The 18,578-nt window shown below is 74.6% G+C and carries 19 protein-coding genes, 2 tRNA genes and 1 riboswitch; of the genes, 4 read left to right on the top strand and 17 right to left on the bottom strand.

Annotation, left to right across the window (positions count from 1 at the left end; translation table 11 throughout):
* Positions 1-186 precede the first annotated feature (186 nt).
* Positions 187-504 (top strand): hypothetical protein, encoded by a 318-nt coding sequence (locus tag K304_RS0105055; RefSeq protein ID WP_027762862.1) that lies wholly within the window; start codon positions 187-189, stop codon positions 502-504.
* Positions 498-797, top strand: coding sequence for a hypothetical protein (locus K304_RS0105060; RefSeq protein ID WP_027762863.1), 300 nt, complete (start codon positions 498-500; stop codon positions 795-797). The genes K304_RS0105055 and K304_RS0105060 overlap by 7 nt, the downstream gene beginning before the upstream one ends.
* Positions 798-870: 73 nt before the next feature.
* Here K304_RS0105060 and K304_RS27355 read toward each other — a convergent pair whose 3' ends face one another.
* The 5 genes from K304_RS27355 to K304_RS0105085 form a co-directional block, all read right to left on the bottom strand.
* Positions 871-1,986, bottom strand: a complete 1,116-nt coding sequence (locus tag K304_RS27355) for a glycoside hydrolase family 5 protein (RefSeq protein WP_051307906.1) — start codon at positions 1,984-1,986, stop codon at positions 871-873.
* Between the two features lie 93 nt (positions 1,987-2,079).
* Complete coding sequence (locus K304_RS0105070) at positions 2,080-2,433, bottom strand: DUF6256 family protein (RefSeq protein ID WP_027762864.1); 354 nt, start codon at positions 2,431-2,433, stop codon at positions 2,080-2,082.
* A gap of 13 nt (positions 2,434-2,446) precedes the next feature.
* Positions 2,447-2,665, bottom strand: coding sequence for a DUF6186 family protein (locus K304_RS33230; RefSeq protein ID WP_158687297.1), 219 nt, complete (start codon positions 2,663-2,665; stop codon positions 2,447-2,449).
* Positions 2,666-2,962: 297 nt separating this feature from the next.
* Positions 2,963-3,036: transfer RNA gene (locus K304_RS0105080), tRNA-Ile, on the bottom strand.
* 234 nt (positions 3,037-3,270) lie between these two features.
* A tRNA-Asn gene (locus tag K304_RS0105085) sits at positions 3,271-3,343 on the bottom strand.
* A 133-nt stretch (positions 3,344-3,476) separates the two neighbouring features.
* On the opposite strand from K304_RS0105085, the gene K304_RS0105090 reads away from it, so the two are divergent.
* Positions 3,477-3,776, top strand: a complete 300-nt coding sequence (locus K304_RS0105090; RefSeq protein ID WP_027762865.1) for a hypothetical protein — start codon at positions 3,477-3,479, stop codon at positions 3,774-3,776.
* 254 nt (positions 3,777-4,030) lie between these two features.
* On the opposite strand, the gene ligD is transcribed toward K304_RS0105090, so the two are convergent.
* Complete coding sequence (ligD, locus tag K304_RS0105095) at positions 4,031-4,921, bottom strand: non-homologous end-joining DNA ligase (protein WP_027762866.1); 891 nt, start codon at positions 4,919-4,921, stop codon at positions 4,031-4,033.
* Between the two features lie 32 nt (positions 4,922-4,953).
* Between ligD and ku the strand changes: the two genes are divergently transcribed.
* Positions 4,954-5,958 carry a non-homologous end joining protein Ku gene (gene ku, locus K304_RS0105100; RefSeq protein ID WP_027762867.1) on the top strand — a complete coding sequence of 335 codons (1,005 nt, stop codon included), beginning with the start codon at positions 4,954-4,956 and terminating at the stop codon, positions 5,956-5,958.
* Positions 5,959-5,963: 5 nt separating this feature from the next.
* Here ku and K304_RS0105105 read toward each other — a convergent pair whose 3' ends face one another.
* The 11 genes from K304_RS0105105 to K304_RS0105155 form a co-directional block, all read right to left on the bottom strand.
* Complete coding sequence (locus K304_RS0105105) at positions 5,964-6,839, bottom strand: ATP-binding cassette domain-containing protein (RefSeq protein WP_027762868.1); 876 nt, start codon at positions 6,837-6,839, stop codon at positions 5,964-5,966.
* On the bottom strand, positions 6,839-7,597 hold the full coding sequence (gene cbiQ, locus K304_RS0105110; protein WP_027762869.1) for a cobalt ECF transporter T component CbiQ: 759 nt from the start codon (positions 7,595-7,597) through the stop codon (positions 6,839-6,841). Before cbiQ ends, K304_RS0105105 begins: the two co-directional genes overlap by 1 nt.
* A gap of 6 nt (positions 7,598-7,603) precedes the next feature.
* Positions 7,604-7,996, bottom strand: coding sequence for an energy-coupling factor ABC transporter substrate-binding protein (locus K304_RS0105115; RefSeq protein ID WP_027762870.1), 393 nt, complete (start codon positions 7,994-7,996; stop codon positions 7,604-7,606).
* Entirely contained in the window at positions 7,993-8,724 is a 732-nt protein-coding gene (locus tag K304_RS0105120) for an energy-coupling factor ABC transporter permease (protein WP_027762871.1), read from the bottom strand. Before K304_RS0105120 ends, K304_RS0105115 begins: the two co-directional genes overlap by 4 nt.
* 29 nt (positions 8,725-8,753) lie before the next feature.
* Positions 8,754-8,950, bottom strand: a riboswitch (cobalamin riboswitch).
* 97 nt (positions 8,951-9,047) lie between these two features.
* Positions 9,048-9,812 (bottom strand): FkbM family methyltransferase, encoded by a 765-nt coding sequence (locus tag K304_RS0105125; protein ID WP_027762872.1) that lies wholly within the window; start codon positions 9,810-9,812, stop codon positions 9,048-9,050.
* Positions 9,809-10,042, bottom strand: coding sequence for a Trm112 family protein (locus tag K304_RS0105130; RefSeq protein ID WP_027762873.1), 234 nt, complete (start codon positions 10,040-10,042; stop codon positions 9,809-9,811). The genes K304_RS0105125 and K304_RS0105130 overlap by 4 nt, the downstream gene beginning before the upstream one ends.
* Positions 10,029-11,033, bottom strand: coding sequence for a DMT family transporter (locus K304_RS27365; RefSeq protein ID WP_106965522.1), 1,005 nt, complete (start codon positions 11,031-11,033; stop codon positions 10,029-10,031). The genes K304_RS0105130 and K304_RS27365 overlap by 14 nt, the downstream gene beginning before the upstream one ends.
* Positions 11,033-11,872: a class I SAM-dependent methyltransferase gene (locus K304_RS27370; protein WP_078528576.1), complete on the bottom strand. Its 840-nt coding sequence runs from the start codon at positions 11,870-11,872 to the stop codon at positions 11,033-11,035. The genes K304_RS27365 and K304_RS27370 overlap by 1 nt, the downstream gene beginning before the upstream one ends.
* Positions 11,869-13,542 (bottom strand): condensation protein, encoded by a 1,674-nt coding sequence (locus K304_RS27375; protein WP_486591575.1) that lies wholly within the window; start codon positions 13,540-13,542, stop codon positions 11,869-11,871. The genes K304_RS27370 and K304_RS27375 overlap by 4 nt, the downstream gene beginning before the upstream one ends.
* Positions 13,539-17,858 (bottom strand): alpha-(1->3)-arabinofuranosyltransferase domain-containing protein, encoded by a 4,320-nt coding sequence (locus K304_RS0105150; RefSeq protein ID WP_027762874.1) that lies wholly within the window; start codon positions 17,856-17,858, stop codon positions 13,539-13,541. Before K304_RS0105150 ends, K304_RS27375 begins: the two co-directional genes overlap by 4 nt.
* Positions 17,855-18,565 (bottom strand): class I SAM-dependent methyltransferase, encoded by a 711-nt coding sequence (locus tag K304_RS0105155; RefSeq protein ID WP_027762875.1) that lies wholly within the window; start codon positions 18,563-18,565, stop codon positions 17,855-17,857. The genes K304_RS0105150 and K304_RS0105155 overlap by 4 nt, the downstream gene beginning before the upstream one ends.
* Positions 18,566-18,578 lie beyond the last annotated feature (13 nt).

Below are 18,578 nucleotides of genomic sequence, written 5' to 3' on the forward strand. Positions count from 1 at the left end.
GGCTGACGGGACGCGGCTGCATCTGTGGTCGTGTCACGGCGGCGCCAACCAGAAGTGGAACCTCCCCGACTGACCCGCGCCGCTGGCAGCTTGCTGCCAGAGCACGACCGTGTACACGTCAAAAGTAGGGGGTAGCTCCGCTTCCGGCGGCCGGGTCCACGGCCGCCGGAAGCGGAAAGGACCCCCATGCGAGCTCGAAGACTGGCGGCCCTGGGAGCGGCCGCCGTCGCCCCGTTGATCGCCCTGCCCACCGCCTCGGCACAGGCCGACCCCGTCGTCCCCGATCACGCGGTGATCGTGTGCCAGAGCGCCAGCTTCTACGCCAACTACGACAGCTCCTCCGGCCCGGTCGGTCTCAAGCGGACGCTGACGTACGGCAACAAGGTCGGTCACACCCGCGGCGCCCACCCCGTCTACAACGGCTGGGCCGCGACGTTCGACTTCGGGCCCAACGACTGGGGCTATGTCCGCGCCGAGTGCCTCGGAGGCTACGGATCATGGTGACCTCGCGTCTGCGCACCCGCGCCGTCTCCGTCGTGGCCACCGCCACGGCCACCGCCGCCGCCCTGCTGACCTTCGCCACGCCCGCCGGCGCGGCCGACGGCACCGTGGGCCAGCGCGAGACGGTCTGCGCCGACAGCCTCTTCGTCCGCACCGCGCCCGTCGGCGCCTGGATGGGCACGCTGCACAACCCGCAGACCTTCCTGGTCAAGCGGGTCCAGGGCGACTGGGTGTACGGCTTCGCCTACGGCGACATCAACCGCCACGGCTGGGTCCAGAACGGCTGGTTCTGCTGAACGGACCTGTCGCGCACTCCGTGCGGGGCCTCCGGGGCACGGGAGGCCCCGCACGGAGTGCGCACCCGTCGTTTCAGGACCTGATCCGGTCCCGGATCCAGCGGCCCGACTCCTTCAGCGCGTCCGCGCCGCCCCAGTCGCCCGCCGCGCAGGTGCCCTCCCGGAACACCGCACCCGAACGGTGGTCGTCCGAGTAGTTCCAGTTCGTCCAGGAGATGTTCTTCTCGGCCATCAGGTCGAGATAGCGCTGCGCCATCGTGAAGTCGTTCGGGCCTTCACCCGCGTAGTCCTGCGTGCCGAACTCCGTGACGAACACCGGCAGCCGTTCGGCCGCCTCCTCCAGCGTCCGCAGGTACTCCTCGCGGTGCGACGCCGCGTAGAAGTGGAAGGTGTACATGATGTTCTCGGCGTCGACCGGGTCCGCGACGACCTCCTGCTCGTCCGCGCCCTCCGAGACGCCGAAGGACGACCAGGCGCGGGTGCCGACCAGCACGACGCCGTCCGGGTCCTGGGCCCGTACCACCGGGACCAGTTCCTCGGCGTAGGACCTGATGCGCTGCCAGCCCACGCCGTTCGGCTCGTTCGCGATCTCGTAGAACACGTTCGGGTGGTCGGCGTACCGGGACGCCATGTCCGTGAAGAACCGCTTGGCCGATCCGGTGTTCGCGTGCGGGTCGCCGGAGCTGAGCATGTGCCAGTCGATCACGGCGTACATGCCGCGCTCGATCGCCTGGTCGACGATGCGCTGCGCGAGACGGGTGAAGCCCTCCGGGTCGGTCTCGTAGCCGCCCTCCTGCACGTAGGTCGAGACGCGCAGCACGTCCGCGTCCCACTCCTGGGCGAGAACGTCGAGCGAGCCCTCGGTCGCGCACTGGGCGTACCACTGCGTGCCGTGCGTGCTCATGCCGGTGAGCTGGACGGCCCGGCCGCGGCTGTCGCACAGCGTGCGTGCGCAGACCGACAGTCGTCCGTGCTCGGCGACCGGGGACCCGGCGGGCGCCGCGTCCGGCGGCGGGACGGCCGTCGCCGGTGCGGGCGGTGCGGGTGCGGGCGCTGTGGGTGGTGCGGGCGGTGCGGGTGCGGCGTCGGCGCGGAAGGCGTCGGTCGCGGCCGGTGCCGTCAGAGCGGTGAGGGTGAGCGCCAGGGCCGCCGCGCCGGTGCGGGCCCGGCCGAGGTGGTGGTGCCGCATGCGGGGTGCCTCCTTCGTGGGGGAGAAGGATCCCGGAACGCGGAGGGGAACTCCGGGAAGTGGCGTGCAAATTAGAGCGCTCTCATCCCCGCGTCAAGGGCGCCCGCGCCACCGCGCCACCACCCAGGACACCACCAGGAACACGGGCACCACCATGCCGATCAGCAGCAGGCTCTCGGTGACGGCGGCCGCGAGGAAGTCACCGCCGAGCCCCGCCACCCCCTCGTAGTAGCCGACGACCACGGCCATCAGTACGACGTACCCGCCGACGGCCGTCCCCGCCACCCGCCGCACCAGTCCCGGCCATCCGGTGGGCGTGGCCGGACGCCTGGGCGCCGGGCCATCCCGGCCCTGCCTCCGGGCGAGGCGCAGCCCGACGGCCAGGCACCCCATCACCAGCAGGTAACCCGTCGCCATCACCGCGAAGTTGAGCCACGGGGGCAGCATGCGCGGTGCTCCTCTACGACGGGTCCCGCAGCAGGAAGTGCCAGCCGCGCACGAACGTGTGCCAGCCGAACCAGAGCCACAGTGCGAACAGCGCCCACCGTCCGGCCGGATGGCGCATCAACGCGCCCAGGGTCTCGCTGAGGGTGGGGAAGCCGTCGCCGATCCGCATCAGCGCGAGCCCCTCCCACGCGAACAGCGCCCCGAACAGCACGGCCCACACCACATACCCCACGACCGGATGCTCCACCTGTCGTCGCCTCCCGTCTCGCCCGTACGCCGCACGGCCGTTGCGCACGCCGGCACGGTTCACGCGGCCCTGCGCGGCGGACCGCACCCCGCCGTTCGTGCCGGAGAGCATAGTGTCACCGCATGTCCGCTTCGTCGTCTTCCCGGTGCGTCGCGAGGACGGGGGACCGCGCCCGGCGCAGGCGCTCCGGGCGGGACGACGACAGGGCCGCCGCGTAACCCGCGGCGGCCCTGCTCGTTGACGTACACGCAGCTCGGAAGCCGACGGCTTCGTCGCTGCCGGTGGGGCGGGTGGGACTCGAACCCACGGCCGACGGATTATGAGTCCGCTGCTCTAACCGGCTGAGCTACCGCCCCTCGCGGCGCGCCGCACACGTCCGTGCGCGCCGTCTGCCGCAGCATAGCTGCTCATACGATCTCTCGCCCGTGACGGGTGCCATCGTGACGATCTCCGTACACCAGGACTCCGCGCACCCGCCGGACGGTTCCGCCGTACCCCGCGTGGATCGTGCGGGAGTTCCTCGTCCGCGCTCGCCGTACGCCTCCGCGCACGACGAAGGGCCCCGTCTCCGGGGCCCTTCGAGTGGCGTGCTCCCCCGACTGGATTCGAACCAGTAACCTGCCGGTTAACAGCCGGCTGCTCTGCCGATTGAGCTACAGGGGACTGCCCTCACGGGGATCACCGCCCGGTTCCCGGGGGCGTTCCCTCGCTGCGAGCAATACATTAGCGCATGCCACGGGGTACGCCGAAATCCGTTCCGGTCCGGCCCCGCGGAGGCATCGACGAAAGGGTTGTCATGCGGTACCGAGTCAGCTTCGTCCTCGGCCTGGGTATCGGGTTCGTCCTCGGCGCGCGGGCCGGCCGGGAGCGCTACGAGCAGCTCCGCCGGCAGGCCCAGCGGCTGAGCGAGAACCCCGCCGTGCGCAACGCCGCCGAGTCCGCGGCGACGAACGGCCGCCAGTTCGCGAGCCGGGCGTACGACACGGTGAACGAGCGGACCGGGCACCGCATGCCTGACGCGGTGAGCGACAAGGTCCACTCGCTGACCGACCGGCGCGCCGCGCAGAACGACGACTGGGGCTCCGGCAACGCCTGAGCCCATGCCGGTGAGGGCGGGCGTTTAGGACCTGTCCGGCGGATCTTCTCGGGCCCGCGACGACGGCTGCGGCACCTCTCCCCCGTGACCCTTCGGGCACGGGGGTGCCCCCACCGTTGTCGCCTCGTGCGAGTACGACAGGCACGAGCTGCGCGTCCTCCGCCTTGCGATGCGTCCCCACGGTCCTGGCGGACCTGGGGAGCCCCATGCACCAGACGCCGCGGGCCGACCCTCAAGGATCCGCCGGACAGGCCCTAGTCCCGGGGGAGGGCGGCGGCCCGCCGCTCGTCGAGCAGCGGCGCCATGAGATCGCCGAGGCGCCGCACCCGCCCGGGGACGTCCTCCGCGGTGAACACCAGGTCGTCGGGGGTGCCCGCGGCCGCCAGCTCCTCCCAGGTGACGGGAGCGGAGACGGTCGGCTGCGACCTGGCCCGCAGGGTGTAGGGGGCGGCGGTGGTCTTCGCCCACGAGTTCTGCGAGTGGTCGACGAAGACCTTCCCCGCCCGCAGGTGCCGGGCCATCCGGTGCAGGGCGCGCTCGGGCATCGCCAGCTCCGCCTCCTGCGCGAGCCGCTTGGCGTAGGCGGAGACCGCCGAGGAGTCCGTCGCCTCCACCGCGGCGAGCAGGTGCAGGCCCTTGGAGCCCGAGGTCTTCGCCAGCGCGGAGAAACCGTCCGCCGCGAGCCGGTCGCGCAGCCACACGCCGACCTCCCGGCAGTCCAGGATCGTCGCCCCCTCGCCGGGGTCCAGGTCGAAGACGATCCGGTCCGCCCGCCGCTGGGCGTCCACCCGCCACTGGTGGGTGTGCAGCTCCAGTGCGGCCAGGTTCGCCGCCCACACCAGTGTCGCCAGGTCCTCGATCACCACCTGGGTCTCCCGCTTCTCGCCCGTGCGCACCACCGCCGCCGTCCTCACCCAGTCGGGGGTGCCGGGCGGCACGTTCTTGGCGAAGAACGCGGCCGCGTCCACGCCGTCCGGGAAGCGCAGGAAGGACACCGCCCGCCCCTTCAGGTGGGGGAGGACGGCGTCGGCGACGGACACGTAGTAGTGGATCGCCTCACCCTTGGTGAACGCGGCCGCCGGATAGAGCACCTTGTCCAGGTTGCTGAGGGAGAGGCGGTGGCCGTCGATCTCCGTGATGGGCATACTCGAAAGAATCCCACAGAAGGGACAAATCGATGCGTTCCATCTGGAAGGGGGCCATCTCCTTCGGCCTGGTCTCCATCCCGATCAAGGTGGTCTCCGCCACCGAGAGCCACGGCGTCTCCTTCCGCCAGATCCACACCACCGACGGCGGCCGCATCCGCTACCGCAAGGTGTGCGAGCTGGACGGCGAGGAGGTGCCGAGCGAGGAGATCGGCAAGGCGTACGAGACCGTCGACGGCAGCCACGTCGAGATCACCGACGACGACCTCGCCGCCCTGCCGCTGCCCACGGCCAAGACCGTGGAGATCCTCGGCTTCCTCCCGGCCGAGGACATCGACCCCATCCGGCTGGACCGCTCGTACTTCCTCACCGGCGACGGGCAGAGTGCCGCCAAGCCGTACGTACTGCTGCGCGAGGCGCTGGCCCGCTCCGGCCGGGTCGCCGTCGCGAAGCTGGCGCTGCGCAACCGGGAGAGCCTCGGCATGCTCCGCGTCTACCAGGACACCCTCACCCTGCACACCATGCTCTGGCCGGACGAGGTCCGCTCCGCCGACGGGATGGCGCCCGGCGAGAACGTCAGCGTCCGCGACCAGGAGCTGGACCTGGCCGACGCGCTGATGGAGACCCTCGGCGAGTTGGACCTCGACGACCTGCACGACGAGTACCGCGAGGCGCTCGAGGCGATGGTCGACGCGAAGGAGGCGGGCGAGCCGCTGCCCGTCGGCGCGCCGGCACCCCGCGAGGGCAAGGTCGTCGACCTGATGTCCGTGCTGGAGAACTCGGTGCAGGCCGCCCGGCAGTCGCGTGGCGAGGACGACGGCGAAGCGGAGGTGCACCAGCTCCCGCAGAAGAAGACGGCGTCCAGGAAGGCCGCGAAGAAGGCCCCCGCCAAGAAGAGCACGGCGAGCAGGAAGAGCACGGCGGCCGAGAAGTCCACGGCGAAGAAGACCGCCAAGAAGACGACGGCGAAGACGGCGGCGAAGAAGACCGCCAAGAAGACCACCGCGACGAAGCGCAGCCCCCGCAAGTCCGCGTGACGGGCTCAGGCCCCCCGCACAGGGGGGCCGGGGCGGGCGGAGGCCGACCAGGCTGCGGTCTCCTCCGGGGTGCGGGGGCCGGCCGCACCGTCGGCGAGCAGGCCGTGGGCGCGCAGAGCGGCGGCCACGGCGGTGGCCCAGGGCAGGCGCAGCCCGGCCGACGCCGGCAGGTCCGGGTCGGCGAGGAGCGCCGCCGCCGGCCCGGTGCGCAGCCCGTTCGGGGTGAGCACCGCCGCGTCCTGCGCCCAGCGGACCGCCAGGTCGACGTCGTGCGTCGCCATCACCACGGTCGTTCCGGACCGCTGGAGCCCGCCGAGGACGGCGAGCAGCCGCTCCTGCCCGTGCGGGTCGAGGCCCGCCGTGGGCTCGTCGAGGATCAGCAGCCGCGGCCGCATCGCCACCGCCCCGGCGATCGCCGCCCGCTTCCGCTGCCCGTAGGAGAGCAGGTGTGTCGGCCGGTCGCGCAGCTCCGTGATGTCCAGCGCCTCCAGCGCCTCGGCCACCCGGCGGCGCACGTCCGGCTCGGGCACGCCCAGGTTCAGCGGGCCGAACGACACGTCCTGCCCGACCGAGGCGGCGAAAAGCTGGTCGTCCGGGTCCTGCACGACCAGCTGGACCGCCGCACGCAGCCGGGTGAGGCCGCGGCGGTCGTACGCGACCTCGCCGCCCTCCAGCAGCAGCCGCCCGGAGGTGGGCCGCAGACCGCCCGAGAGGACACGGAGCAGCGTGGTCTTGCCACTTCCGTTGCGGCCGAGGACGGCCAGCGAGCGGCCGGCGGGCACGGCGAAGTCGAGATCCTGCAGCACCGGCGGGCCGTCCTCGTAGCGGAAACCGGCGCTCTCCAGTGTGACGAGCGGCGGGTGCGGCGACGTCGGCATCATCAGGGGAACCTCCTCAGCGTGAGGGCGAGGACGGCCAGGCCCGCGAGCAGCAGCGCCGTGGCCGTCAGGAAGCGGGGCGAGAGCCGGGCCGGCGGTACGAGCACCCGCAGGGTCCCGTCGTACCCCCGCGCGGCCAGCCCGGTGTGGAGCCGCTGCGCCCGTTCGAAGGCGCGGACGAACGCGGTCGAGGCGAGCCCCGCGAGGGACCGCCAGGCCGCCGCCCGCGTGGTGTGGCCCAGCCGGGCGGCCTGGGCCTGACGGACCCGCCGCACGGAGTCGAGCAGCAGGAAACTCATCCGGTACATGACCAGCGCCACGTCGACCACGGCGGGCGGCACCCCGGCCCGTACCAGGCGCGGCACCACGTCCGAGACGGGCGTGGTGAACGCGAACAGCAGCAGGCCGAGGGAAGCCGCCGAAGTACGGGCCAGCAGCTCACCCGCACGGACGGGCCCGTCCGGGGCGAGCGCCAGCCACGGCACCGGGCCGCCTCCGGCGCCGCCCAGCTGGAAAAGAAGCGGAACGGCGCCGGTCACGCAGAAGCCCAGCGGCACCCGGAAGGCCCGCCACAGCGCGCGCCCGGCCACGCCGGCCGGGCCCAGCAGCACGGCCAGGGTCGCCGCCGCGACCAGGGGCGCGCCGGGCCACGGTGGCAGGCTGATCGCCAGCACCGTGAGGCCGAGGCCGAGCAGCGCCTTCTCCAGGGGATGGCGGTGGCGCCAGCGGCTGCTGTGCGCCGCCGCGTCGATGGGCAGCACGGTCGGTCAGGCCGAGGCGGGCGTGTCGCGGCCGCCGTCCGCCCCCTCCTCCGCGGACGGGCCCGACGGGTCGGGAGCACCCGCCGGGCCCGCCGCGGACCGCGCCTCGCCCTGGCGCCGGCCGCGGCGCAGCCCGAAGTAGTAGGCCAGCACGCCCGCGCCGAGTGCCGCCTGCAGCGCGAAGAGCGCCGACTCCACCTCGCCGGACGGCGGTTCGTACAGGGGGGAGAACCAGGGCTCGTAGTCCGGGGCGTTCTCCGTGATCGCCGTCTCCGCCTGCGCGTCGGCGCCCGCGAACGGCTCCTCCTCGTGGTCGCCGGGACCGAGGACCAGCGGCAGCACCGCGAGCGCCGCGACGACCGCGACGAGCAGCAGGTTGATCCGTGTGTCGCGCTTCATCGGGCCGTCTCCTCCTGCTCGGACTCGGTGCGGTCCGCGCCCCGTGCGGCGGCGGCCCGGTCGGCGATCCTCGTCAGCACCCCGAGACGCCGCAGCTCGCCCGCGCTGGACCGCGTCAGCAGTCGCATCACCAGCACGGTCAGCAGGCCCTCGCTCACCGCCAGCGGGATCTGGGTGAGGGCGAAGATCCCGCCGAACTTCGCCAGGGCGCCGGCGAACCCGGTTGCCGGGTCCGGGAAGGACAGCGCGAGCTGGACGCTGGTGACGCAGTACGTGCTCAGGTCGGCGACGAAGGCGCCGCAGAACACCGCGGCCATCAGCGGCGCACCGCTCCGCCGCAGCAGCCGGTAGACGCCGTACCCGGCCCAGGGCCCCACGATCGCCATCGAGAACGCGTTGGCGCCCAGCGTGGTCAGGCCGCCGTGTGCCAGCAGCAGCGCCTGGAAGAGCAGGGTGAGGGTGCCCAGTACCGCCATGATCGGCGGCCGGAACAGGATGGCGCCCAGGCCGGTGCCCGTGGGATGCGAGCAACTTCCCGTCACGGAAGGGATCTTGAGGGCGGACAGGACGAAGGTGAAGGCGCCGGAGGCGCCGAGCAGCAGGGTGGACTCCGGGTGTTCCCGGACCTCGCGGGTCAGTGTGCGGACGCCGTGGACGACGAACGGAGCGGCGGCGGCGCTCCAGGCGACCGCGTGCCACGGGGGCAGATACCCCTCGGCTATGTGCATGTCGGGTGAGACCTCTCCAGCACCTCGTGGATGGACGACGCGCCCCGGCCGGTCTCCTGGCTGACGGGTCATGCCGCCCGGTCTCCGCCTTCCCGGCCCGCGCGGTCTCCCGCGGCGTGCCAGTGGCTTCCCTCGACGGGGGAGGAGCCGGACTTCCCGATCACAGTGGCGAGGGCCGCACCGGTTCCGCACCGGTTTCCCGAACACCAAGGCCCTGCGACAGTAGACCGCCGCAGTTCACCGCCACAACCATCGCCGGCCCGACGGACCGCGGTTCCGGGTGGACGTTCGTCACACCGCGCGCCCCCGTCGCAGGCCGGGGGTCACCCGGCTCCGGGCCGACTCCCGGACGGGAGGAACAGCACCGAGTTGACGTACCGGCGGTGCGGGGCCAGAGAACGGCGAAGCAGGCCGTGTTCGGCCACGTGCGCGGTACGGGCCTGGTGCCCGGCGAGGTCGAACGACGCCAGCGGCAGCCACCGGCGGGCCGGCCGCACCCAGCCCGTGTAGCCCAGCGCGGACAGGTACGACAGCACCGGTCCGACCGGCTGGATACGCTGCTCCAACTCGACGAACAGCGCGGGCCGTTCGCGGCGCAGCGTCTCCTCCGCGCCGCGCAGCACGGCCGCTTCGCTGCCGTCCACGTCGACCTTGACGAGAGTGAGCCCGTGCAACTCCAGTTCGTCCAGGGCCAGGCAGGACACGTCGACCGCGCTGCGGTGGACCTCGCGGCGCACCAGCGAGGAGACCCCCCGGTCGCCGCGCCCGCCGTGCGGCAGCCAGAGGGTGGCGGTGCCGTGGTGGTCGGTGGCGGCGGCCTGGAGCACCTCGACGTTCGGGGGGCTCGTCGCCCGCAGCCGTCGCGCCAGATGCGGGACGGGCTCCACCGTCACCACCCGGTCCGCCCGCCGGGCCAGCCGGCGCGTCCACGGGCCGTACCAGCCGCCGACGTCGACGGCCGTCCCGCCGCGCGGGCAGAAGTCCGCCAGCCGGGCAAGCTCCGGCTCGAACCGCGGGTACAGCAGGTCCGTCGCGACGTTCACGGGCCGGGCCGGAAGACGCGGCGCCAGCCGCGCGGCGAGGGTCACGGAGCCGGCTCCTCCGGGACGTCGGGACCGAGTCGCTCCAGGATCGCGGCGTGCTCCCGCTCCGAGACCTGCTCCCCGGACGAGGGAAGCAGCTGCGGCACGGCGTCCACGACGCGGTAGCGGCGCCGCAACCGCGGGTTGTAGAGGACCTGTTCGTCCTCCAGCAGGGCCAGCGGGCCCTTGTCGAGCGGGCAGGCGAGGATACCGAGCAACGGGTCATCGGGGGACATGCGGGCGGCCTTCCGGGTGAGGGGTCAGGTGCGGGAGCAGCGGGGTGCGTCCGGTGGCGCTGAGAGTCCGCCCGACGAGCCGCGGCGCCGCCCGAGCCGCCGTCCCGGCTCGTGGCGCGGCGTCGTGCCGGGGGAGGGCGAGCAGCACCGAGACGGCCAGCGCCGAGCCGCCGAGCCGCAGCAGCAGCCGCACCGGCTCCGACGGCAGCGGCTCGGCGAACGCGAACGACCCGCTGACCACGGTGAACAGGAACGTCACGGTCGTGCACACCGGCACCACCAGCGAGGCGCGGCAGCGCTGGAGCGCCGTCTGCGACAGCACCAGTCCGCCGGCCCCGGTGCACAGCAGCAGGTACGGGTAGGGGGAGGCGAGCACCGCGGTGGCGGTGCCGGCGAGGTCGGCGACGTCCAGCAGCCCGGCGACGCCCTTGATCGCCAGCGAGCTGACGCCGTAGAGGAAACCGACCGCCACGCCGTAGGGGACCCCGGCCGTCGGCATCCGGTGCCGGCGCCGGGACCGGCGTTCGGCGGCGAGGAACAGCCCGACGCCGAAGATCAGCCCCGGTACCGCGATCAGCAGCATCACCGGGGCCGGGGCGGCACGGCCGATCTCCTCGTCGCTTCCGGGCAGCGACAGCACGATCATCACCAGCGCGGCCAGGATCGCCACCATGCCGCGCCGCTCCCGCCCGCTCGGCTGTTCCCCGAGGAAGAGAGCGGACAGCAGAAGCAGCATCACCAGCCCGGTGACGAACAGGCCCTGCGCGGCGACCAGCGGCAGCGTCCGGTAGACGACGAGCTGCGCGCCGAAGCCGAGCAGCAGGGCCGCGGCTCCCACCAGCCACAGCGGGCTGCGCAGCAGATGGACCAGGAGGGCGGCGGGGCGGGTGGCGGACAGCGGCGGCAGCGCGGACAGCGCCCGCTTCTCCACCACGAAACCGACGCTGAACAGCAGGTTGGCCAGCAGCGCCGCCGCGACACCCCAGAGCATCAGCCGCCCGCCCCCGCTCCGTGCCCCGCGCCGCCCGCTCCGTCCGCGTCCTCGTCCGGGCGGGGCAGTCTGCGCGCGTGCACCAGCAGGATCGAGGCGAGCGACGGTGCCCGGCAGGCGAGGCGGTCCAGCGGACGCAACGGGCGCGGCACGTCGTGGTACGGCGCGCCGGCGACCCCCAGCACCTCGAAGCCCGCGGCGGGCAGCATCGAGCGCAGCGCCCGGGCCGTGTAGAGCCGGAGGTGCCCCACCACCTGGGCGCCGGGCCGTCCGTGGACGCCCCGCAGGCTCACCTCGGTGAACACCGGCTGCACTCCGGCCAGCAGAAGGCCGCGGTTGTACCAGGCCGCCAGGTTGGGTGTGGACAGCAGCAGGTGGCCGCCCGGCCGCAGGACGCGGTGCAGTTCGTCCAGGGCCGCGTCCGGGTCGACCAGGTGCTCGATGACCTCGCTGAACAGCACGGCGTCCGCGACCCCGGCTGCGAACGGCAGCCCTGGACCGGTGAGTTCACCGCGTACGGCCGTCAGGTGGCGGGCCGCGCGGCGCAGCGCGTCCTGCGACCAGTCGACACCGACGACCCGGTGCGGTGCCAGCAGCGGACCGGCGACGGCCGCGGCCGAACCGTCTCCGCAGCCGACGTCGAGCACCGTCTGCGGCACCGGGCCGAGCGCCCGCGCCAGGATGCGCGCCTGCCGGCGGCTGCGGTCCGCACCGGAGGCGACCGGCGTGGCCGGGTCCTCGTACAGGCCGCGGAGTCCCTGCGGGGTGTCCGCGCCGGTGCTCGCGTGGACACCCCCGCCGCGGCCGTGCGCGGACCGGTGGGTGTGCGGCGTGCTCATCCTGCACCGCCTTCCCGGACCGGGCCGGGCCCGGTGCCAGGGGCATCCTGCGCGGTCGCTTCCAGCGACGCGGCGAACAGCGCGCCGAGCCGTGCCCCCGCACCGTCCCCCAGCCTCCGGTGCGACCAGCGCAGCGCGAGCTGGAGCCGGCCGCCGGTCGACACCGTCGTCACCGACAGACCGCGCGGCGCGCGGGTCGGGGCGGAGAACCAGACGGCTGTGGCGCGGCCCGCGTCGCCGAAGTCCAGCGGGTACGGCACGCGGCCGATGTTGGACAGCAGCGTGGTGGACGCCCACGGCCCGGCCGCCGCGCGCAGCGTCCGGGTCGCGGCCGCCCGGAGCCCGACGGGCAGCAGCGGCGACGTCAGCAGGCCGCCGCTGAAGCCCAGTTGGGGCCGGTCCAGGGCCTTCAGGGCCCGGGTGCGGGCGGACGTCGCCCGCACCAGGCGGGCCACCACGCCGGGGTCGGGGCCGCCCGGGGCGGTGAGCCGGTCGTGCAGCGCGCGCTCCTCCGGGCCGAAGGTCACCTCGACGAGGCGGGTGCCGTTGCCGATCGGCATGTCCGCGGTGCGCGGACGGTCGTCCACCGGCATGGTGATCCGCACCGGGCGCACCGGCCGGTCGTGCATGCGGTTCCAGCGCGCGGCCGTCAGCCAGGTGGCCACCAGCAGCTGGTCGTTGACGGTGTACGCGGCGGGCTCGCCGGGGACGCGTGGCGGGCGCGCGGGGACGGGCAGTTCGGTGACGAGCATGCCGTTGCCGGGCGTTCCCGGGCGCGCGTCCTCGGCGGCGACGCGGGCGGGCCGCCGCCACGGTGAGCCGCCCGGGGCGGGCGGCTCCGGCGCGTGGCCGGCCCCCGTCCCGGCCGTACGTACCGGCGGCGGGGCGGGGGAGTTGTCCGCACCGCCGTACAGTTCCGCGGCGGTGGCCAGGACGCGGAGGCAGGCCGGGCCGTCCAGCGCGGTGTGGTTGAGGGTGACCACCAGCACCCAGCCGCCCTCGTGCGCCACCACCTCGACACGGACCGGAGGCGACGCGTCCAGGGACGGGCAGCGGGTGAGCGCCCGGCGCCGCGCCTCGGCGAGCGTGCCGCCGGGGTATGACACCGGCGCACGGTCCGGGGCGTCCGTCAGCTCCCAGTGGTAGCGGGAATGCCACCACCGGGACGGCACCTGCCGCATGAGGAGGCGCGGATGGCGGCGCAGCGCCGCGTCCACGGCGGCCCGCAGCCGTTCCGGCTCGGGGCGGTGGGGCAGGTGGATCTCGATGTGCACGGTGTCGGGTTCGTCGTCGTCCCGGCAGTGCCGGGTGATCTCGTCGACCACGGGGAACGGCAGCCGCGCCGGCGGCTTCCGCCGCGCGGGCGGGACGGGAGCCGCCGCGCAGGGGTCGGGGCCGGTGCCGGGGCCGGGGGCGCCGGGGAACGACGGGGCCGGGCCTGCCGGTTCACCCCCACTGGCGCCGACGGCGCTCCGTCCGGGTGCGCCCGGCCCGGTGATGTCCGGCCCGGGCGGCCGCGCGGGCGCGTCCGGGCCGGGGGAACGGCTCTCGTCGCCGTGCCCGAGGCCGGGCGAACCCGGCTCCCGGCAGGCACTCTCGAGCTGCCCCACCCGGGCCGGGGGCCGGGCCGCTGCGGCGTCGGGGCCCGGCAGAGGTGGCGTCGCGGTCATCGGCGCGCCTCCCCACCCGGTACGGGACCGCCGCCCGGCACCGTGGGCATCGGCCTGGTCGGCGGGTCGCCGCCGGGCCGTCCGGGGCCCGGGGGCGGCGGCGCGCCGTCGGGAGCGGCATCGCTCCGCTCACGGCGGTCGGCGTCGCCGCTCTCGTGCCGGGCCGGGAGGGTGACCAGCGCGGCGGAGAGCGCCAGCAGGGCGAGGGCCTGCGCGACCGTGCCGAACGCCCCCTCGCCGTCGCCGATGCCGGGGCCGCCGCCGAGCACGCCGACCACCGCGGCGACTCCCGCACCGGCCATCGCGACCAGGGCGATCGGCACCAGCAGGCGGGTCCGGAAGCGGGCCACCAGCGCCAGCGCCGGCACCACCAGCGCGTACGGTCCGGACACCAGCACCATCACCGACGTCAGGACGAGCGTGCCCAGCACCCAGCTCGGTCGCGGCACGGCCGCGGGGTCGTCCTCGCCGAGCGGCTCGCCCGCCCGTCGCCGGAACAGCGCCAACCCGAGCAGCACCGCGATCCCGGCACCGCCCGCGAACAGCGAGGCCGTGTACCAGGGCGCCGGTTCGTACTCCAGGGTGATCAGGCCGCTCCCGCCCTCGGGCACCAGGAAGCCCTGCTGCCAGCCGTCCAGGCGGAGCGGGGCCAGCTCCTCGCCGTTCAGTGTGGCTCTCCAGCCCTCGTTGACGTTCTGGAACGTCTGGAGGTAGGCGGCCGCGCCGTCCCCGACGCGCACCGTGCGGCTGTCGCCGGACCAGTCCTCGACGGTCACGTCCCGCACCGCCGTCTCGGAGGAGCCACCCGCCCCGCCGGCGGAACCGCCGGGAACGTCGGCGGCCGTGCCCCGGGCGAGTGCGACCCCGGTGACGGCCAGGGGACCGTCACCGCCCGCCCGGACGGTGTGCCGCCCCTGCTGCAACGTGAGGCCGTCCGCGCAGAGTTCGACGTCCACCTCCCCGCCGCGCACGAGGTCGGCGACCGTGCCGGACGCCTTCGTCCGGTACCGGGTGCCGTCCACCTCGACGCGCGGTCCGTCGCCGCAGCGCAGCGAGAACCCCTCGTCCGGGTCGGGTGGCGGCGTGCGCAGCTCCTCCAGGGCCGGTACGTGCACCTCGGTCAGTCCGACGGGCAGTTGCAGGTGCCGGTCGGCGAAGGGGTTGTGGACCGTCTTGTCCTCGGCGGCGGTGACGGTGAGGTCGAGGGCGTCGGTGGTGATCGGGTCGAAACGGACCCAGCCGTTCTCGTCGACGCCGACCGTGGCGGCACCGTCCGGGGAGGAGATCCGCACCTCGGTCGGCCGGGAGGTGATGCCACCCGCACCCGCGAGCACCAGCCGGTCGATCTCCGTCTCCTTCTCCCAGCGCAACCGGACGGTCGGGTCGTCGCCCGCGATCCAGGCCGTGGTGAGGTCGCCGTCGACCAGGCTGCGCGGGCCGACGGTCGCGCCGAGCCGGCTGGTGGACTCCGCGGTGGCGGTGATCCGTGCCCGCTGTTCGGGCGCCACACGTGCCAGCAGTGCGTCGAGCGCGTCGCCCGGCACCGCACGTGCGGTCGCCGTCATGCGCCAGTCGCCCGCCGTCCCGGTCGCGAAGCGCCGGTTCATCGCGCCGCCCTCCTCGGCGACGGGCAGCAGCCCGCCCGAGTCGAACGCGCGGTGCAGCGAGACGATCTCGCCCGCGGCGGCGGTGTCCGACGCGTCCCGCGGGAGGCGCAGCAGCTTCTCCACCCGCACGTCCGGCACGGCGATCTCGGCGAAACCCGCCCCGGTCAGGCCGGGCGAGGCGCTCTCGGTCGCGGTGAGGGTGACACGGAGCCAGTCGGACGGACCCGCCGGGGCCCGTACCCGCTGCGTCGAGCCGTCCGGGCGCAGCGGGCTCTCCTCGCTGCCCTGCTCGGTGGTGACCCGGATGCGTGTCGGCGTGGCGCGCACCTGGTCGCCCGGCAGCGGCGTCACCTCCAGGCCCGGGGGGACGTCGGTGGTGCCGTCGAAGTCGACCTGCACCCACTGGCCGACCGGCTCCGCCGCGCTGCCCTCGGCCCACGCCGTGTCCGGGTCGCCGTCGAAGGCGTGCACCGGCTCGAACTGCGGGAGGTGGAACAGCCAGTTGCCGCTGCTGGACGCGCTCACCGACTCCGCGCCGCGCAGCGCGGCCGTCGTCTGATGCCGGACGCCCTCGACGGGCAGGATCTGCTTCGGCGGCTCGCCCGCGTCCTGCACGGCGTCCGGATGGTTGCGCTGCCCGGGCGTGTACACGGCGGACGTGTTGTGGTTGAGCAGACCGAAACGGGTGTCGGTGAGGCGCAGTCCGTCGCCGCGTACCTGGAGCGCGGGTTCGTCGAGGCCGGGATGCGCGTCGCCGGTCAGCACGGTGGGACGCCCGGCCAGCCGCGGGTCGCCGGCCAGCGGCAGCAGCGACTCCGGGCCGCCGCTGACGGACGCGGTCTCCGAAACCGCGCGTGCGGTGACCCTCCCCGGAGGCTCCACGCCGGTCGGCCGGTAGATCTCGACGGCCTGCGGGCGCGGGTACAGGGCGGCCACGTCGAGCGGGGTGTCCGCCGCGATCCGGCCGGCGGTCACCTTCGGCCCGAACGCGGCGACCCGTTCGTATCCGGAGGACTTCAGGGTGCGTTCCACCGTCTGCGGGGGGACGTACCCGACCTGGTCCGGGTCGAGGTCGTTGCGGACCACCACGTGGTGCAGGCCCGCGCGTGCCAGGTAGGCGGAGAGTCCGGGCACCTCGGTGCCGGACGCCATCGCCCGCTCGACGGCGTCCAGCGCCCGCCGGTTGCCCGGAGTGCCGAACGGCACGAAGTCCCGCTGAGCCCAGGGCGATGCGGCCAGCACGTGCAGCGGGTCGTCGATCGGCGAGCCCCAGGTGTAGATGCCGTGCGCGGTGGCCGGGGTGACGTACGCGCGGCTCTCCGGCGCGTGCTCCTCCAGCCAGTCGGCGGTCTGCTGCCAGTGCCGGGGCAGCTTCTCGAACGCCCCGGGCTGGAGAACGTCCACCCGGAGGAACGGCAGGGCGAGCCCGGGCAGCACCAGCAGCGCGGCCAGTCCCGGCAGCAGCCGCCGCGCGGGCAGACCCCGCGAACCGGCCCGCCGGGCGGCGACGCCCACCAGGTGCGCCAGCCCGAAGGCGAGCGCCAGCGCCAGGCCGGGCTGGAACTTGTAGATGTTGCGGAACGGCCGCAGCCGACCGTCCAGCCAGCCCTGCACCGTCGGAGCGAACGGGCCGCCCAGCGCACCGGCGTAACCGGCCAGCGTGACGGCGGCGACGGCGACGGCGGTCAGCACCAGCCAGCGTCGTTCGGGCAGGTCACGCCGCGCCAGCCCGGCCAGCCCGAGCGCCGCGGCCAGCGCGCTGCCCGCGATCGCGAGCACGCCGGTGGCCATCGTCCAGCCGGCCGGCAGCCAGGGCTCGCCGTGGAAGAGGTAGGCCGTCCAGTTCCCGGCACCGCGCAGCATCTCGGTGGCCGCCATCGTGCCGGTGGTGGTCTCGGCCTGTTCGACGTACGGCATGAAGTCCTCGCCGTAGCCGCCGAGGAGCAGCAGCGGCACCACCCACCACACGGTCGCCAGCAGCACGCCGGGCGTCCACCAGGCGATGAGGGCACGGCGGCGCCGGCCGGTGCGGCTGAGCAGGTACAGGCCGACCGGCAGCAGCGAGGCCAGTGTGGAGGCGGCGTTGACGCCGCCCATGAAGGGGATCAGCAGAGCCGACCGGGCGGCCGCCACACGCGGCGAGGCGGTCTTCGAGGTCAGCGGCAGCAGCACCCAGGGCAGCAGCGCGCCGGGCAGCGCGGCGGCCGAGGTCGAACCGACGACGATGGTGAACGTCGGCCACAGTGCGTAGCAGGCCGCGCCCAGCAGCCGGGAACGCGAGGTGCCCACCCCGAACCGTTCGGCCAGCCGCAACGCGCCCCAGAAGGCGGCGGTCACCACCAGCGACAGCCACAGGCGCTCCGCGAGCCAGACCGGCAGGCCCAGCAGGTCGGTCAGTGCGTGGTAGGGCAGCATCGGGAAGGCGTAGCCGACGTACTGGTCGGCGATGCCGCCGAAACCCGCCCGGTCGTGCCACAGTTCGCCGAGATCGCCGAGGAACCGCCACGGGTCCGTGACCACGCCCAGTTTGGTCTCGAACGTCATCCGGCCCGGGGACGGCACCAGGAAGCCGACGAGGGCGACGGCCCAGAAGCCCAGCAGCCAGCGCCTGCTCCGCCGTTCCGGCCGGTCGGGCGGCCCGGGCGTGCGCGCCGGCCGGGGCCGGCCCGGGTCCGGCGGGGACTGCGGAGGACTGAGCGTCGAGGTCATGGGCACCGCCGGAGGATGAGGAGGAGGTTCCAGGTGGCGATCTCGCGGAGCAGCGGAACGCGGGTGATCGCGCCCGGCAGGAACGGCCAGTAGCGGGAGCGGGCGGAGACGATCCGTACGTCCGGCCGGGCGCGCACCTGCCGCAGCGTGGGACCGATGTGCACGGCGAACAGGTTCTCGCCCAGGGTGTGTTTGGCCTCCCGCCCGGTACGCCGCCGGTAACGCGTGCGAGCCCGCGCCGCACCGAGGTAGTGCCAGGGCGCGGTCTCGTGGCCGCCCCAGGGGGAGTACCAGTTCGTGAAGGCGACGTAGATCAGTCCGCCGGGACGCGTCACCCGGACCATCTCGGAGAGGAACGTCTGCGGGTCCGCGACGTGTTCGAGGACGTTGGAGGAGAAGCAGACGTCCGCCGCGCCGTCCGCGAGCGGCAGCAGGTAGCCGTCGGCGAGCACCGCACCGTGCGGGCGCCGGTCGTCGGCGTGCAGCTCGGCGGGGTCCGGTTCGAAGAGGAACGCCCGGGCGCCGCGCCGGCGGAACTCCTCGGTGAAGTGGCCCGCCCCGCCGCCGACGTCGACCACGGTGGCGCCGGAGAGCGGGTGATGCCGCTCCACCTGGTCGGCGGCGTCCCGCGCCAGCAGGCCGTAGGCGTGGGCGGGGTCGGTCTGCTCCCGGAGGAAGGCGCGGAAGAGCGCCGCGGACCGGCGCAGCGACGGGTCGGGG

The organism is Streptomyces sp. CNS606, assembly GCF_000426325.1.

Coding starts and splice junctions, on each gene's coding strand:
- K304_RS0105055 (WP_027762862.1), top strand. CDS start 187: ATGCGAGCTCGAAGACTGGCGGCCCTGGGAGCGGCCGCCGTCGCCCCG.
- K304_RS0105060 (WP_027762863.1), top strand. CDS start 498: ATGGTGACCTCGCGTCTGCGCACCCGCGCCGTCTCCGTCGTGGCCACC.
- K304_RS27355 (WP_051307906.1), bottom strand. CDS start 1,986: ATGCGGCACCACCACCTCGGCCGGGCCCGCACCGGCGCGGCGGCCCTG.
- K304_RS0105070 (WP_027762864.1), bottom strand. CDS start 2,433: ATGCTGCCCCCGTGGCTCAACTTCGCGGTGATGGCGACGGGTTACCTG.
- K304_RS0105090 (WP_027762865.1), top strand. CDS start 3,477: ATGCGGTACCGAGTCAGCTTCGTCCTCGGCCTGGGTATCGGGTTCGTC.
- ligD (WP_027762866.1), bottom strand. CDS start 4,921: ATGCCCATCACGGAGATCGACGGCCACCGCCTCTCCCTCAGCAACCTG.
- ku (WP_027762867.1), top strand. CDS start 4,954: ATGCGTTCCATCTGGAAGGGGGCCATCTCCTTCGGCCTGGTCTCCATC.
- K304_RS0105105 (WP_027762868.1), bottom strand. CDS start 6,839: ATGATGCCGACGTCGCCGCACCCGCCGCTCGTCACACTGGAGAGCGCC.
- K304_RS0105115 (WP_027762870.1), bottom strand. CDS start 7,996: ATGAAGCGCGACACACGGATCAACCTGCTGCTCGTCGCGGTCGTCGCG.
- K304_RS0105120 (WP_027762871.1), bottom strand. CDS start 8,724: ATGCACATAGCCGAGGGGTATCTGCCCCCGTGGCACGCGGTCGCCTGG.
- K304_RS0105130 (WP_027762873.1), bottom strand. CDS start 10,042: ATGTCCCCCGATGACCCGTTGCTCGGTATCCTCGCCTGCCCGCTCGAC.
- K304_RS27365 (WP_106965522.1), bottom strand. CDS start 11,033: ATGCTCTGGGGTGTCGCGGCGGCGCTGCTGGCCAACCTGCTGTTCAGC.
- K304_RS27370 (WP_078528576.1), bottom strand. CDS start 11,872: ATGAGCACGCCGCACACCCACCGGTCCGCGCACGGCCGCGGCGGGGGT.
- K304_RS27375 (WP_486591575.1), bottom strand. CDS start 13,542: ATGACCGCGACGCCACCTCTGCCGGGCCCCGACGCCGCAGCGGCCCGG.
- K304_RS0105150 (WP_027762874.1), bottom strand. CDS start 17,858: ATGACCTCGACGCTCAGTCCTCCGCAGTCCCCGCCGGACCCGGGCCGG.